Origin of the sequence: Synechococcus sp. CC9902, assembly GCF_000012505.1 — a bacterium.
GTDB lineage: Bacteria > Cyanobacteriota > Cyanobacteriia > PCC-6307 > Cyanobiaceae > Parasynechococcus.
In genome coordinates this window covers 1,789,690-1,804,374 of the sequence record NC_007513.1, presented here as the reverse complement: position 1 = coordinate 1,804,374, position 14,685 = coordinate 1,789,690, and the positions used below count along the sequence as shown (strand labels likewise).

General features: G+C 53.7%; 19 protein-coding genes and 1 tRNA gene. 5 read left to right on the top strand and 15 right to left on the bottom strand.

The window, feature by feature from the left end; genetic code table 11:
- Window positions 1-199: 199 nt before the first annotated feature.
- Window positions 200-844, bottom strand: a complete 645-nt coding sequence (locus SYNCC9902_RS09510; RefSeq protein ID WP_011360637.1) for a TVP38/TMEM64 family protein — start codon at window positions 842-844, stop codon at window positions 200-202.
- 233 nt (window positions 845-1,077) lie between these two features.
- On the opposite strand from SYNCC9902_RS09510, the gene SYNCC9902_RS09505 reads away from it, so the two are divergent.
- The gene (locus SYNCC9902_RS09505; protein ID WP_011360636.1) at window positions 1,078-1,521 is read left to right on the top strand and encodes a hypothetical protein; all 444 of its coding nucleotides are present in this window, start codon (window positions 1,078-1,080) and stop codon (window positions 1,519-1,521) included.
- A gap of 1 nt (window position 1,522) precedes the next feature.
- Here the strand turns inward: SYNCC9902_RS09505 and SYNCC9902_RS09500 are convergent, their stop codons facing one another.
- Entirely contained in the window at window positions 1,523-1,762 is a 240-nt protein-coding gene (locus SYNCC9902_RS09500) for a hypothetical protein (protein ID WP_011360635.1), read from the bottom strand.
- Window positions 1,763-2,283: 521 nt separating this feature from the next.
- On the opposite strand from SYNCC9902_RS09500, the gene SYNCC9902_RS09495 reads away from it, so the two are divergent.
- On the top strand, window positions 2,284-2,517 hold the full coding sequence (locus SYNCC9902_RS09495; protein ID WP_232179214.1) for a hypothetical protein: 234 nt from the start codon (window positions 2,284-2,286) through the stop codon (window positions 2,515-2,517).
- Window positions 2,518-2,566: 49 nt separating this feature from the next.
- Here the strand turns inward: SYNCC9902_RS09495 and SYNCC9902_RS09490 are convergent, their stop codons facing one another.
- The 12 genes from SYNCC9902_RS09490 to psbB form a co-directional block, all read right to left on the bottom strand.
- Window positions 2,567-2,764: a hypothetical protein gene (locus SYNCC9902_RS09490; protein ID WP_041425180.1), complete on the bottom strand. Its 198-nt coding sequence runs from the start codon at window positions 2,762-2,764 to the stop codon at window positions 2,567-2,569.
- A gap of 416 nt (window positions 2,765-3,180) precedes the next feature.
- Window positions 3,181-3,253: transfer RNA gene (locus SYNCC9902_RS09485), tRNA-Phe, on the bottom strand.
- Window positions 3,254-3,283: 30 nt separating this feature from the next.
- Window positions 3,284-3,985, bottom strand: coding sequence for a ComF family protein (locus SYNCC9902_RS09480; RefSeq protein ID WP_232179213.1), 702 nt, complete (start codon window positions 3,983-3,985; stop codon window positions 3,284-3,286).
- Window positions 3,986-4,037: 52 nt separating this feature from the next.
- A complete protein-coding gene (locus tag SYNCC9902_RS09475) occupies window positions 4,038-4,307 on the bottom strand; it encodes a DUF2470 domain-containing protein (RefSeq protein WP_011360631.1) in 270 nt (89 codons plus the stop codon).
- 246 nt (window positions 4,308-4,553) lie between these two features.
- Window positions 4,554-5,456, bottom strand: a complete 903-nt coding sequence (locus SYNCC9902_RS09470; RefSeq protein ID WP_011360630.1) for a phycobilisome rod-core linker polypeptide — start codon at window positions 5,454-5,456, stop codon at window positions 4,554-4,556.
- A 148-nt stretch (window positions 5,457-5,604) separates the two neighbouring features.
- Window positions 5,605-6,861 (bottom strand): FGGY-family carbohydrate kinase, encoded by a 1,257-nt coding sequence (locus tag SYNCC9902_RS09465; RefSeq protein WP_011360629.1) that lies wholly within the window; start codon window positions 6,859-6,861, stop codon window positions 5,605-5,607.
- A gap of 7 nt (window positions 6,862-6,868) precedes the next feature.
- On the bottom strand, window positions 6,869-8,095 hold the full coding sequence (gene metK / locus SYNCC9902_RS09460; protein WP_011360628.1) for a methionine adenosyltransferase: 1,227 nt from the start codon (window positions 8,093-8,095) through the stop codon (window positions 6,869-6,871).
- 24 nt (window positions 8,096-8,119) lie between these two features.
- Complete coding sequence (locus SYNCC9902_RS09455) at window positions 8,120-8,893, bottom strand: HAD family hydrolase (RefSeq protein WP_011360627.1); 774 nt, start codon at window positions 8,891-8,893, stop codon at window positions 8,120-8,122.
- A 7-nt stretch (window positions 8,894-8,900) separates the two neighbouring features.
- A complete protein-coding gene (locus tag SYNCC9902_RS09450) occupies window positions 8,901-10,004 on the bottom strand; it encodes a 30S ribosomal protein S1 (protein ID WP_011360626.1) in 1,104 nt (367 codons plus the stop codon).
- A 114-nt stretch (window positions 10,005-10,118) separates the two neighbouring features.
- Window positions 10,119-10,595 (bottom strand): transcriptional regulator NrdR, encoded by a 477-nt coding sequence (nrdR, locus tag SYNCC9902_RS09445; protein WP_011360625.1) that lies wholly within the window; start codon window positions 10,593-10,595, stop codon window positions 10,119-10,121.
- A 212-nt stretch (window positions 10,596-10,807) separates the two neighbouring features.
- Window positions 10,808-10,903: a photosystem II reaction center protein T gene (locus tag SYNCC9902_RS09440; protein ID WP_011360624.1), complete on the bottom strand. Its 96-nt coding sequence runs from the start codon at window positions 10,901-10,903 to the stop codon at window positions 10,808-10,810.
- A gap of 21 nt (window positions 10,904-10,924) precedes the next feature.
- Window positions 10,925-12,484, bottom strand: a complete 1,560-nt coding sequence (gene psbB, locus SYNCC9902_RS09435) for a photosystem II chlorophyll-binding protein CP47 (RefSeq protein ID WP_011360623.1) — start codon at window positions 12,482-12,484, stop codon at window positions 10,925-10,927.
- Between the two features lie 185 nt (window positions 12,485-12,669).
- Here psbB and SYNCC9902_RS09430 point away from each other — a divergent pair, with 185 nt between their 5' ends.
- Window positions 12,670-13,146, top strand: a complete 477-nt coding sequence (locus SYNCC9902_RS09430) for a 2Fe-2S iron-sulfur cluster-binding protein (RefSeq protein WP_041425536.1) — start codon at window positions 12,670-12,672, stop codon at window positions 13,144-13,146.
- 59 nt (window positions 13,147-13,205) lie between these two features.
- Window positions 13,206-13,310 (top strand): photosystem II reaction center protein PsbM, encoded by a 105-nt coding sequence (gene psbM / locus SYNCC9902_RS09425; RefSeq protein WP_009789028.1) that lies wholly within the window; start codon window positions 13,206-13,208, stop codon window positions 13,308-13,310.
- Between the two features lie 3 nt (window positions 13,311-13,313).
- Here psbM and SYNCC9902_RS09420 read toward each other — a convergent pair whose 3' ends face one another.
- Window positions 13,314-14,162, bottom strand: a complete 849-nt coding sequence (locus tag SYNCC9902_RS09420; protein WP_011360621.1) for a universal stress protein — start codon at window positions 14,160-14,162, stop codon at window positions 13,314-13,316.
- Window positions 14,163-14,201: 39 nt separating this feature from the next.
- Here SYNCC9902_RS09420 and SYNCC9902_RS09415 point away from each other — a divergent pair, with 39 nt between their 5' ends.
- Window positions 14,202-14,660 carry an acyl-CoA thioesterase gene (locus SYNCC9902_RS09415; protein ID WP_011360620.1) on the top strand — a complete coding sequence of 153 codons (459 nt, stop codon included), beginning with the start codon at window positions 14,202-14,204 and terminating at the stop codon, window positions 14,658-14,660.
- Window positions 14,661-14,685 lie beyond the last annotated feature (25 nt).

The following is a 14,685-nucleotide window of genomic DNA, read 5'->3' as shown; positions in this document are numbered from 1 at the left end:
GCTTGGTGTGATTGAAGTCTTTATCTGAGGAAGTACTTGCCCAACGGTATTTCGTGGAAAGTAATTTTTGATATTTATTGGGGTGACGAATGATGGCAACTCATATTGATAAAGCTTCCATATTTTCTCTCAAAATAATTTTTGGGAAATTTACGATTTCGCGAATCTTGCTTGTCGGGATTGATGATTGTTTCCCTCGTCAATCGTTTGTTTCGACTGATTTCTTCTTTAGTAATCCCGTGAGTGTTGCCAAGGCAAACATGGCAAGCAAGGCAATGCCCAGCATCACGCTTGCTCCCTGTGTAACCCCAGCACCGACGGCAACTAGGATTGAGTCACTGATTAATACGCTGATCACAAGGGCTGGAGCAAAAATTCTCCAACGGGTTTGGCTGATGCCAATCGCATAACTTAAAAAATCAAACAAGCCAGTCATTAATAGGCCTGTCATGAGAAAGAAATTCCCTTCCAGTTGATTCTGGCTGAACCCATCAATCCGCTCCATAGCCTTGTGGCCTACCAGGCGACTTACGGGAGAACGTCCCCAAATTCTCGCAATAAAAAATGCTGCGTTGCAAAACACAAGATCGGCAAAAATAATAGTTAGGTAGCCAGTTTCAAATCCCAGTAATGAGCCGGCGAGTAAGGAATAAACCGAGCTGGGTAATGCCGGTAAAACGATGCTAATCCCGCGAAGAAGTGCTATTCCGAGTGGGGCCCAAATGCCCATACTCTGCACTGCTTCTTTAAGGGGCTCAATCCCATATTTTTGTAGATAATATACTATTAGAATCAATAATATAGTGATCAAGGCTATTTTTATCCCGGTCTTTATCCTTGGCATCGGTCGGTCTATATCTTTTGGTAATGACTGTAGGCCAGTTGGGTAGACGTTCCACTGATTGGTAACGCTTTATTCAATCAACGACTTCACTTCAGAGATACAAAAGTTCAGAAGAAGGCGTGACGACTCGTTGATGTGTTGCCCGTTATCGGGAACTTGTTCTGCCAGTGGGCGTGGACAGTAGGTTCATCATCGATACCATCAGCGAAATACTCGAAACGAGGTTGTCTCTGGTGGCTAAGTCCTCCCTGCGGTCCGAGTTCGAACAGCAGCTCTGCGTCCAGCTGCTGGGTCTTAGCGAAGTGGTTGAAGTTTTAGTGGAACGAGTCCTGGACTTGGAAGAGCGTCTGCAGTTGCTCGAAGGTCAGCAACTCGATGCAGAGACAGATTTCGAGCACGCTGAGCAGGCTGGTGAATTGTTGTCTGCCAGTGAGTTGAAAGTGCGTTCGCTCCGTAACCGGTTGACTCCTTCAACAGTCGTGCCTTTCAAGCCTGAGGCCGTCATCGAGGAGAAAATTGAAGGTCAGCGCACCGATGATCAACCATCTGAAGATCAGTCGTTTGAAGATCAGTCCATCGAAGCAGTCTTACCGTCCGGTGAGATGCCAATCGAGGCAGCTTCTGACGACGAGATGGAATATGTGGATGATCCTCAGATTGATTTGTTGTCCGCTTGAATTAAGACAAATCCAGCAAACGAATCCTGAAGATGGCGACCTGTTGGGCCATCTCAGGGGAGCTAATCACAAACGGATGATCAGCCATAGCTTCGAGCACAGCTTTGATCCGTTCATCCGGCGAGCTTGATGCGTCGCTGGAATCACTCAACCTTTTCCAGGTGCGATCAAACACCATGGCGAAGCTGTCCGCATTATTAAAAACGCGGTCGCTATCTGCATTGGCCGCCACGAAGGACACAATTAATTCAGCATCATTTGGTGCCAGGAACCTGATTTGAACTAGGGCTCTACGACAATTTCGCCCTTAAAGCATTCAAATCGGTTTAGAAGCTGTACAGAAAACACCTTGGAGGGCGTTGTCTGGCTGCTTTTAGGCCGCAGGGTCAGACCTTGAGGTTTGCCGAGCAGTCGTACGGTCACTCCTGGAGGGTGACACGGGGCCATGACTCTATTCCTCGCTTGAATGCGCGCCATCAAACATCAGGACATCGCCCATGATTCCCCCTCGTCGGATAGGTCAGGGGAAGCGAGGGTCGCAAGTTTTCAAGAGGCTGATACTTTGTCGGTTTTGCCTGGGAAGCAACCGTGAGTTGCTCGGTTAAAGCCAGATGCGTCACTGGACCACAAAGCCTCAATGATTTGTAACACTGCCATTAACTTGTGTGAAGCGTTTCCTTGGACGGGATCGCCAATTAAAGACGTTTTAAGAGGAACCTGTGGGAGGGGGCCTCTTTTTTTTGGGCTTACGAGGTTGGCTGAATGCTTCCTCGACAGAATGGAAGCAGCAGCGATAGCCCAATGAACTATGAGCAGGAAGTGATCTTCAAGTGCGCCATCAAGGGCACTCTTGGTGGCCTTGCAGAGAAGTTGACCGCTGAGGATTTCGATGAGTTGCTCAATGCTTCCCAGGATTGGAGAAAGCATTTGGTGATCGAGTCGATCACTGAGGTGGCAACGATTCATGCTGGACGTCGTCGACCTGAAATCGATTAACGAGATGAGCGCTCTAGGGACATGCCAAACCTGGGTCGTCGGAGGATGGTCACTTTCCGGATGCTTGTTCCATCGCGGGGCCTCGGGCAAACTCTGAGTAGAGCGCCGCGGCTTCATCAGGCATCCCGCTGTCCCAAAGAGTTTGCGCTCTGTCTTGCATCCATAGACCTGCTTCGCTCCAGAGTTGTCGCTTGAGGGTCTTCTGGAGATGCTTCGTATCGCTCTGATCCATTGTGATAACAACCATCTGATGCCTGTATAGGTGCGCTCTGGTTGAGAATCAGCAACGATTTTTACCGGACTCAAAGACGTCCGGATTTGTTCTCAGTTCGGACCAGTCATGCCCAAGTGGTACGAACATGAATGAATGGATGATTTGGAATGAAAGTCATCAGGTGTCCGTCCCTACAAAAAAGTTCTTGGTGATACACAACAATTGAACTGTCCTTGGGAACGGGGATGCGTCGAACTTGGGGAGGTCTGGGGAGGCCTCCCTTTTTTGTGCTTGTCGGGGAGTTCTGGTTTCTCTTGTGATTGAAGACTCTTGAACAATCCTCCAGCGCCTACCCAATTGGCGGATTTGTCGAAGGATGCCAAATAGCAATGGCACGTCATCACAACGATTCTGTTGCGATGACGTGCCTTGCATGGCGTTTAGGGAAATGCCAGGACCCAGATTTGAACTGGGGACACGGCGATTTTCAGTCGCCTGCTCTACCAACTGAGCTATCCCGGCTAGCCGCTTTCGCGACGTCGCAATCTTAAATCACCGCCCGAGGCGTTTCGCTGGTGTACGTCCTAAACAGATGATTCCTCCGACCGGATGTCCGGCTTTGTTCAGGGCTTTTTGAGCAGCCAAGGCGGTTGCACCAGTCGTGAGAATGTCGTCCACCAGCCAAACCGTTGTTTTCGACTGCAGGGATGTTTGTGGGGCGGGGGCTGCGTGAAAGGCGCCTTTCAGGTTGTGCATTCGCATGGATCGATTGAGGTGATGCTGACTAAGTCCAGCCCGAGTCCGGTGCAGCAGCATTGTGCTGGGCTGCCCAAAGCCTGCAGCAATCAGATTTGGGAGAGGGTTGCCACGCTTCTTTTTCCAGCTTGGAATCGGGACCAAGAGAACTCCTTTTGGGAGAGGGTGAACCTTGGCAAGCAGCTGAATCACTGCCCGACCAGTGCGGCTTTGAGGCTGCTGTTTGATCTTCAGCACGAGTTGTCGGAACCGATCTTGATAGGTGCCGAGTGCTTTCCATGGAAGAGGCTCAGTTCCGCTGGTATCTGATCCGCCGAGGGCGTACTCCTCGGCGCAAAGGCAGCATGGCCAATGCTCGGCAGCGACCATGGGCGGATGGCCCTCCCCGAGACTCGCTCGGCAGATGGGACAAGACGGTTGAATCAGGAAGGATTGAGCAGCCTGGAGTAGTGCCTGAATCACTGCGCCGCTTGATCCAGTGCCTTCAGCAAAGTGCATTGGAAACTGTGGTTCTGACGGGGGATATCAGTGTTCCCCGCTCCCGTGCAGATCAGGCTTTTGGCATGGCACGCAACATGGCTACCAATGTGCGGTGAGCATCCTCGCTGTCGGTGAGGGTGTGGTCGAAGGGGATTTGCAGGCTGCTCCCATCCACTTCCAATTCCATGGAATTCGGCGTCACCGCCACCATTCGAGCTGATTCAGGGGACTCGATGCCGCCGTAGTGGCGGGCGTAATCCAAAACAGCCTCAGCGTGGTCATCGTTCATGTGAGTACAAATGCGAGTACTTACAGCGGTGGTGAGGGGATCGGCAGGCATGGTGAGTTGTCTAAAAAGTTTTTGTCTTAGCTAAACCGTTGCCAAAGGAGGGCTCCAAGTCGGATGCCGCTAAATGCGACGTAGCACGACAGCGCCACAAACAACAGCAGGGAGAGGACCTCTTGGGGTTTTGTTGGCATGGCCATGGGGATAAAATTCAAAAAAGCATCGAAACCGGAGGGTCTCGATGCTTTGGTGATAATCGTTTGAATGAAGACCTTCAGAGAGTCATTTAGGACTCCCTATTTAGGTCCAGGATTTGGCATTTTTTGAGCCATACATTCTGGCAAAAGAGCTAGATGTTGGATCGTTCATCGCCCGTGAGTAGGAGAAGCTTGAAACGTCGTAGCCACCCTCCGCTGTGCTCAGGCGTCTGGCATTCGTGAATTCCATCACCAGTTGGCTACGCCCTTCAATCGTGGTGTCTGAAGCAGCATTCCCTGGCGTGACGCGTCCGAGGTTCACGAAGGTGGAGCAGTAAGCACCTGCTGCTGAGGTCCAAGCGCGTAGATAGGGAACGGTATCGGTTCCGAACACTTCCAAGTATTCACCCGACCGTGTGAGCTTCTCGACAAGACCATCGAATCCATGCTCAGCAATCACGGTGATCGCTGCGCTCACTTCGGCCTGGTTGAGCGGCGGACGTCCCAATAGATGCTTGTAGTTCAGTTCGATGCCACGGATTGGCGACACCTTGAAGTAATAGTTCTGTTTGTAGAGGTCTGATTTGGCAAGACCTGCAACAAAATCACGGACCGAGATATCTCCATTCATCAGCTGGGACTCCAGCTCGGTGCAACGCTGATTCTCGGTTGGCCCAAGATTCCCAAAGACTTGGCGATAAGCCGCCGTAATCGTTGCTGCTAAAGCTTCACTTCCTGTTGAGGCGAATTCATCCGCAACGGCGCTAAACGGACATTCACTATGAATTCGCGGGCCAATGCCGATTCCAGTCGCCCTGCAAAGATTTTCCTTGTACTCAAGAGGAGTTTTGCCAACAAGGCCCTTCCTAGGAATCAGACCGCCGCTTTCCTGCTCGCTGCGATACAAATTGATCGCGGTGTTTTGTCTGGGCTTCGCAGCGTTGTTCGCAACGTAGGAAACGCGGTCAAGACTGGTGAAATCGCGTGTCGGCTTGATGACGACCATTAATGAGCCTTACAAGGATTCGTGGCGTGAGAATAAAGCGATGAAGTTATTTAGGCCCTAGATACCCCAGGCTTGCAACAAAATGTTTGCCACTTAATTTTTTTAGCCCGTTTTCGTTGAAATGATGACCTCTAACAGCTGATTCTCTTCAGCCTTGCTGAGTCGATGGTCTGGATGCATCGAGCCAGGCGAGAGCGAGCCGGGCAACTCCCGCTGCTGGCTGCTGTTGGGATGTGATCACTGGCACGCCTAGACGACGTTCCCTGATGCGTCGCCATTGAGGATTTCGTGCGCCACCCCCGATGCTGATCAGTCGTTTGGGTGGTTTTGCTCCCAATGCCGTCAAGGTGTGCCATCCCTGCGCTTCGATGTCGGCAAGTCCCTCCAATAAGCCCTGGAGAAATAAGGCATCGCTGACGGGCCGTGGCTCGAGGATGGGCATCAAGGACGGATCATCTACTGGGAACCGCTCGCCAGGTCGCGGCAATGGGCGAAATGCAAGGCCGCTATTGGTGTCTGGGTTAATTTGCCGGCTGAGTTCAGTGAGCAGTTCATCGCTGAAGAATTGACGCAGCACCCCAGCGCCAGCATTGGATGAGCCGCCGCAGAGCCAGCGTCCTCCGACGCGATGAGATGTGATGCCTGGTCCGCTGATCGGGACTGTTGTGAAGCGCTTCATCACCAGCGTGGTGCCCAACACGGTGACTCCGTCATCATCGCCAGGATCAGTCGCCAGCACCGCCGCATTGGCATCTGTTGTTCCAGCAATGATTTGAACATCGCTGGGTAAGCCGAGCTCCTTCGCTCGACGTTTTGAGATCTGGCCAAGTTGATCTCCACTGGCGCGAATGACGGGGAGTCGTTTTTTCCACGGTGCCTGGGTGAGCAGCGCTGGCCAGCATTCGCGTTCCAAGTTCCACCCCAGCCGCAGATTGTTCCCTTCTTCTCCCCAACTCCAATCCCCTAAAAACCAACCATTGATCCAGTCCGCCTGATGACGCAGGAGGGTCGTCGGGCCATACAACTTTGTGAGTTGCAGTGCCCGCGCCAGGCTTCCACTGCTGCTGGAGGCTGGTCCACCTTCGGGTAGAAGCTGATGCAGCTGTTGCTCAAAGCCTTGGTAAACCTCTGAATACAGCAGCGCTTCACCCTGGACCCGTCCCTCTAAATCACAGGCGAGCAATGTTCCTGATGTGCCATCAACAGCCAGCGCCCGAATGTTGGACCGCTGCTCTGCAGGGATTCCAGCAATCAACGTGGAGCAGGCCCGCGTCCAGTCATCGGGCCTATGGAGTCCAAGCTTGTAAGGAATCGAATCCGAGTGCTGGATGGAATGCCCTTGATCCAGTACGGCAATGCGAACGCCACTGGTGCCCAGATCAATACCGAGCACCAGAGACGTCATCACTCAATCAGGCCTTGCGCAGTTCCTCGGCCTTGGCCGCCACATCTTCCCAAGGGAGATTGAGGTCGTTCCGGCCGAAATGACCGTAGGCCGCAGTGTTTTGGTAGAAGCGACCACCCCGTGCCTGAGGCAGATTGCGGAGTCCGAAGTTTTCGATGATGGCGCCTGGGCGCAGGTCGAAATGCTCTTGCACAAGGGCTGTGAGATCTTCGTTCGACACCGTTCCGGTGCCGAACGATTCCACCAAAATTGAAACGGGCTTTGCCACACCGATGGCATAACTCAACTGCACTTCGGCACGGCCAGCTAAACCTGATGCCACAAGGGCTTTCGCCACAAAGCGGGCGGCATAGGCAGCGGAACGATCCACCTTGGTGGGATCTTTGCCTGAGAAGGCACCACCGCCGTGGCGTGCATAGCCGCCATAGGTGTCAACGATGATTTTGCGTCCGGTTAAACCCGCATCTCCCTGAGGTCCACCCACAACGAATTTGCCCGTGGGGTTCACCAGATATTTGGTGCCCTCCCGGCTGGGTTTCAGGTTGAGGTCAGCGGTGGCGGGCTCGACGACGTGGGTCCAGAGATCTTCAGTGATGCGTTCGCGGATGCCTTGCTCATCACTCATTCCCCCCACTTCTGCGGTGTGTTGGGTTGAGATCAGAATCGTGTCGATCGCAACGGGCTGGTCGTTTTCATAGACCACGCTCACTTGGGTCTTGCCGTCGGGCAGGAGATAGTCGAGGGTTCCGTTGTGGCGAACTTCAGCGAGTTGGCGGGCCAAACGGTGGGCCAGGCTGATGGGCAGCGGCATCAACTCCGGGGTTTCATTGCAGGCGTAGCCAAACATGATCCCCTGGTCTCCAGCTCCGACCAAGTCCAGCGGATCGCCAGCATGGTCATCAGCTTCATTGACGCCTTGGGCAATATCAGGTGATTGCTGATCAAGAGCAACTAAAACTGCACAGCTGTTTGCATCAAAACCGCCGGCGCGAGCGCCGCTGTAGCCAATTTCTTTGATGACGTCACGAACGAGGTGGATGAAGTCCACCTTGGCTTTGGAGGTCACCTCGCCGGTGATCATGCAAAGCCCTGTATTGACAACGGTCTCGCAGGCCACACGGCTTGCAGGATCTTGTGCCAGCAAGGCATCGAGGACTGCGTCACTCACTTGATCACAGATTTTGTCTGGATGTCCTTCGGTAACGGATTCCGAGGTGAAGACGTAACGACTCATGCAGATCAATGGCTTGAAACGACTTTACGGGTCGGCTTCAAGTTCAAGCTCATTCCAATGCTCAAATTGATGCACGGCGGTCGGTAAGTCTGGGCGTATTTCCCATCCGCCCAGATAACCAATCACGCAGCCGATTCCAGCATCCCTTGCCATTTGGAGGTCTGTTTCCGCATCTCCGATCAAGGCACATTGATGAGGCAACAGTTGCAAGCGTTTGCAGAGCTGATGCACTGCTTCCGGATTTGGCTTCCTGGGTTGATCATCTGCACTCCAACAATCGACCACCAGAGAGCTGATGTTTTCGTGATCCAGAAATGTATGGATCCCTTTTGTTGTGTCATTGCTGATCACAGCGCTGGGAATCGCTGCCTTGTTGAGGTCTTCAAGAAACCTCTTGGCACCATCGAGAAGTGGGCGCGAAGATCCGTCGTCGCTGAATTGTTGATCGATTCGTTGGAAGCAAGTGTCGGCGAGTGCCAGGGCTTCGGGCCAGCTGCAACCAAAAATGCAGAACACTGTGGCTGTGGAGGTGAGGTTGTCTTGGCGTGCAGCAACCGCAAGGGTTCCACCTGGATGGAGTGCCTTGTCGCGAATCCCAAAGGCTTGCCGAAGGGTGATGTTGAGTTCACTGAGATGGCTCGCACCTTTGGTTTCACGCCAGAGATCGCAAATCACAGTGAGCCTTCGCTCGAAAAGATCGAGAAGGTGTGGCTCGCTATGAGAAAGGGTGCCGTCCTTATCGAACAGCACCCCGCGAATGGAGCCGATGGGTTGTCCCCTCAGCAGCAACGTGGCCATGGATGGCTCAAATCATCATTGATGCGATGGGCTCATCTCCTTCCTCAGCCTGCTCTTGAAGCATTTGCTTGTACCGAGCTGCCATTTCCTCAGCTTTTTCAAACACTTTCTGAGGATCGGTGAGCATGTCACCGGGTTCGGGCTCCAGTGCTTTGGTAGAGAGGGAAATACGGCCTCGTTCAGCGTCCAGGTCGATGATCATGACCTTCATCTGATCGTTCACATTGAGCACAGAGTGAGGAGTCTCAATGTGCTCATGGCTGATTTCAGAGATGTGCAGCAATCCACTGACACCGCCGATGTCGATGAAGGCTCCGTAGGGCTTGATTCCGCGGACGGTGCCAACCACCACTTCGCCAACTTCCAGGCGATTCATCTTGCGCTCAACCAGAGCACGGCGATGGCTTAAGACCAAGCGGTTGCGCTCTTCATCCACTTCAAGAAATTTGAGCGGGAGGAAGTCGGCAACCAACTCTTCTTTCGGCTTGCGCGTGCTGATGTGGGAGCCAGGGATGAATCCACGCAATCCCTCAACCCGAACCAGAGCACCACCACGGTTGGTGGCAAACACCTCGGAGTAAATCGTGGCATCTTCTTTCTGAAGCTGGCGCACACGCTCCCAGGCACGTTGATATTCGATCCGTCGGATCGACAGCGCCAGCTGACCATCTTCGTTCTCTTCACTCATGATGAAGAATTCACGAATCTCACCAGGCAGGAGCACATCGCTCAGGCCCTCAACCCTGTTGATCGATACCTCTTGTAAGGGCATGAACGCGGCTGTCTTGGCGCCGATGTCGATCATTGCGCCCTTTGATTCCAGGGCGAAGACAGTGCCGTTGACGATGTCGCCAGGCTTGAAGTTGTAGTCGTACTTGCTTAGAAGGGCCGCGAAGTCATCAATGGTGAAACCGGCTTCCTCGAGGTTGTTCCGGTTTGCTCTGCTGCTGGGATCGTCAGCGGTCGGAACGTCTTCGGGAATGCCGAGATCTTCGGCTTCAAAGGCTTGCTCAGCTGTTAAGGCACCAGCTTCTGCGGTGGCAGATGCTTCTACTGCTGGTGTTGCTGTGCTGGTGTCTGGGGTTTGCTCTTCTGTGGGCGTCGCGGCCATGGGGGGTTGGCGGTCTACCTCAGGTGGGTAGTACGAAGGATTCACGTCCAACGCCCGCCGACGTTGAACGGAGAATGTGTGACTCTACAGATGACCCAGCCTTAATTCTCGTTTTTAGCGGACAGCTGCGAGATGTTCCTGCTCTGTGTTCATCGTTTCCAAGGTGGACACAAAATCGTCGATTCCTCGGAATTGTCTGTACACCGATGCGAAACGGATGTAGGCGACTTCGCTGATTTGCTTGAGCTCCTTTAAAACTAATTCTCCGATTTCAGAACTTGCAACTTCTTTTGCAGTGCGTTGTTGCAGTTGAAGTTCGAGATTCTCAACGACCGTTTCAAGCCGTGCAGCATCGAGACCGGTTTTATCGCATGCTCGACTCAAGCCATGCAGAACCTTGGTGCGGTTGAAGAGTTCCCTGCAACCATCTCGTTTAATCACTGTGATCGGAACGGTCTCGACCCGTTCGTAAGTGGTGAAGCGAAAATCACAGTTAAGACATTCCCGACGACGACGCACACTGCGACCACCATCAGCAGCTCTGGATTCCAGAACGCGACTATCTGTGTTTTGGCAGGAGGGGCACTGCACGCCCAATCACAATCAAATATGCATCAACTTTAAGCATTGATTAGTGACTTGAAAAGGGTGGTAAGGCGATATCTATTTTTTCCCCATGACTGATCGGAAGATTTGAGCCGATTTGTTCACGTTTTAATCAATCGATCTGATCAAAAATAGCCGGTTTGGCTGCTTGGAAAAGCATGAAAAAACCCCGCCGAAGCGGGGTTTGAGTGAATGGATTACTTTCCGATCTTTGGTGGATCGCGGAAGGCGATCGCAAAGAACAAGGTGGCAATCGCAAAAGTGAGGATGAGGACGTAAGCGAAGCTTTCCATCTGAGTTTTCCTAGGAGGCGATCAGTTGAGAGGCGTTCCTGCAGGGGGCACGTAGCCCTCTGGAAGACGACGTGTGGTCTTGTCGCCCAGCTTGGCGAACAGGCCGAATTCCACCTGGTCTCCAAGGTCTGGATCGATACCAGCAAACACATCGCGGTACAGGGTGCGTGCCCCATGCCAAATGTGTCCAAAGAAGAAGAGCAGCGCGAAGGTGGCGTGGCCGAACGTGAACCAACCGCGAGGTGAACTGCGGAAGACACCATCAGAGTTGTAGGTTTCGCGATCGAAATCGAACGCTTCTCCCAACTGCGACTTGCGGGCCAAACGTTTCACATCAGCAGGATCCGTGAACTTCTGACCATCCAAGGCTCCGCCAAACACCTGAGCAGTAACGCCTTGTTGTTCGAAGGAATACTTCGCTTCCGCACGGCGGAAAGGAATGTCAGCACGAACAATGCCTTGCTCGTCTTCCAGAATCACTGGGAAGTTCTCGAAGAAATTCGGCAGACGACGAACTTGCAACTCACGACCATTGCTGTCGGTGAACACAACGTGACCCAGCCATGAAGTGGCAAGGCCGTCACCGTTCACCATCGGGCCAACTCGGAACAATCCACCCTTGGCAGGGCTGTTGCCCACGTAGTCGTAGAACGCCAGTTTCTCTGGAATGGCTGCAAACGCTTCTTCACGGCTTGCACCGTCGTCCATAGCGGTTTGAACGCGACGGTTGATCTCCGTCTTGAAGTAGCTCTGATCCCACTGATAACGAGTAGGGCCGAAAAGCTCGACTGGGGTAGCAGCTGAGCCGTACCACATGGTTCCAGCAACGATGAAAGCAGCAAAGAAAACAGCCGCGATTGCACTCGCTAAGACAGTTTCAATGTTGCCCATCCGGAGAGCCTTGTAGAGGCGCTCGGGCGGTCGCGTGGTGATGTGGAAAATGCCAGCGATGATGCCGACAATTCCAGCTGCAATGTGGTGGGCAACGATCCCACCGGGGTTAAACGGATTGAATCCTTCCGGACCCCAAGACGGTTGTACAGCCTCTAGGTGACCAGTAATTCCATATGGATCAGAAATCCACATGCCAGGCCCAAAAACACCAGTGAGATGGAAAGCACCGAATCCAAAGCAGCCAAGGCCAGCTAGTAGAAGGTGAATGCCAAAAATCTTTGGAAGATCAAGGGCTGGTTCTCCGGTTCTGGGGTCCTGCCAGATCTCAAGATCCCAGTAGGTCCAGTGCCAGATGGCGGCCAGCATCAGCAGGCCTGAAAAAATAATGTGGGCGGCGGCAACACCTTCGAAGCTCCAGAAGCCAGGGTCAACCCCGGTTTCACCAGTGATGCTCCAACCACCCCAGCTCCCGGTAACTCCCAGGCGAGACATGAAGGGCATCACAAACATGCCCTGACGCCACATGGGGTTCAGGACAGCATCGGATGGATCGAAAATCGCTAATTCGTACAGAGCCATGGAGCCGGCCCAGCCGGCAACGAGGGCTGTATGCATGAGGTGCACCGCCAAAAGGCGACCCGGGTCATTGATGACGACGGTGTGCACCCGATACCAGGGCAATCCCATGGGACAGGTTCGGGGGACAAGGCTGCGCACGCGCAACCAGACAGGGAGATCGTAAGGGCTTCCGCCAGGTCGTTGGTTGAATCACGACAGGGCTGCAACGTTCCAGTGACACGGTTTATCGCTTAAACCGTTCACAAAACGCAAACCTTCGCCGCATGATGGGGGTCTGTGTGCCCTTTGGACCCATGCCAGTGATCCGATTTGTTCGCGAAGGCCGTGATGTGGAGTGCTATCCCGGAGAAAATCTGCGGGAGGTGGCTTTGCGGGAGCGCCTTGAGCTCTATGGCCTTAAAGGACAGCTCGGTAACTGTGGCGGATGCGGTCAGTGCAGTACTTGCTTTGTTTCAGTCGTAGATGAAAACAATGCCGATGCTTTGACGGTGCGCACTCCAGTGGAGGACAGCAAGTTGCGTCGCCGTCCCCAGGAATGGCGTTTGGCCTGTCAGGCCCTAGTTGAAAAATCAGTGATGGTGCTAACTCGGCCTCAGATGCGTTTGCCAGAAGCCGAAACCAGGCTTGCCGCGGCGCGTCAGGCTCCGCTGCCCGTGGGCCCAACGGCTTGGCCTTCTGTTCCCGACGAGGAACTGGAAAGCGAAGACGAGCTCAGTGACGAGCCCACCCTGGACAAGGGCTCGGCTGCTACTGCCGATGAAGAGGGCTGAGTTCACCGCGACGTTGGCCGCTTGTCGGTGATACCTTCGCGGGGATCCCTCCAGCGGCCATGGAAACCAACGATCTCGGATTTGTTGCCAGCCTCATGTTCATTTTGGTTCCAGCAATCTTCTTGATCGTGCTTTATATCGGCACGAATCGCAGCGAAGCCTGAGATCTACGCGCGCTCCGGTTCCCGAACAAGCAGCACTGGGGCGGGAGCGTGAACACGGATGTAATCGCTCACGGATCCGCCGAGCAGCTTGTCAAGATCGACGAGTCCACGCGCTACGAGGGGTCGACGATCTTGTGACGCGATCACGAGCATGTCGGCATTGATGTCTTCGGCGACTGCGCAAACGCTTCGACCGATATCTTTCCCTTCGGTGTGAACGGTTTTGAGGTCGACGCCAAAGCTGCGTGCCCTTTGAACCGCAGCGTCCAGGATTTCATCTGCTTTCGTACGTCCTCCGCGCGAAGGTGCTGATTCTTGCCGCACCACGTGCAGGCCGGTCAGCGTTCCTCCTGGGATGTCTCGCACCAATTCGCAGGCGGTTCTTAGCGCGTCGTCACCCACACCAGTCCCGTCAATGGTTACCAGCACGCGATTGACATGCCGAACGTAGAGGTCATCTCTGACGAGCAGCATGGGCCGCGTTGAGAGTTGAAAGACGTATTGGCTTGTGCTGTTGGCAAGGATCGATTGAAGGCGCCCCAGTCCCCGTGATCCCATCACGATCAAGTCAGCATTCAGCTCTTCGGCCACTTTGAGCACGGTTTGCTTGGTGTCGCCATCGCGAACGATGCTCTGAACGGAGCTGGGATCAAGACCCATGCGATTGGCAGCGCCATCGAGCATCGATTGCGCATTGTCTCGGTGTCCTTCGGAGCCGGCTTTGCTTTGTTCTGGCACCACGTGCAACAGGTTGACGCGTGCAGTTTTGAAGCTTGGGATGTCCTGCAGCATGCGGATCATTTCTTCCACATGGCCCTTGCCCGAATCGGCAATGAGCAGGTTCCTAAACATGATTGATGCGGCAGCCTTTGGAGAAGCCTATGGGCAGGAATGGTGTTGACGAACAAGCTGACGGACAGCGTTACGCCAACGCCGTGGAGGTTGCAGAAGCGTGTTTTGCCTCAACACACTGATCACGCGGGTGTGATGTGGCACGGGTCCTATGTGGCTTGGCTGGAAGAAGCCAGGGTTGAGGCTTTGGTTGCTGCTGGCCTCAGCTATGCCGAGATGACGATGCTGGGAGTGGAGATGCCAGTGGTGTCTTTAAAAATCAACTACAGACAGGCCCTTTGTCATGGCGACATGGTCGTGCTGGAAAGCATCAGCAGCCTCCCTGTTGGCGTCCGCTGGCCTTGGCGTTGTCAGATGCTTTGCAATGGCCAGCTCATGGCCGATGCATCGGTTGAGCTCGTCATGGTGAGCGAAGGTCGTGTTCTCCGACGCCCACCCGGCCACCTGCAGGTTGTGATGAACCGGCTGCGCCAAGGCCCCACAATTACGGATGCTTGAATTAGTGCGTGTGTACTAAGCCATC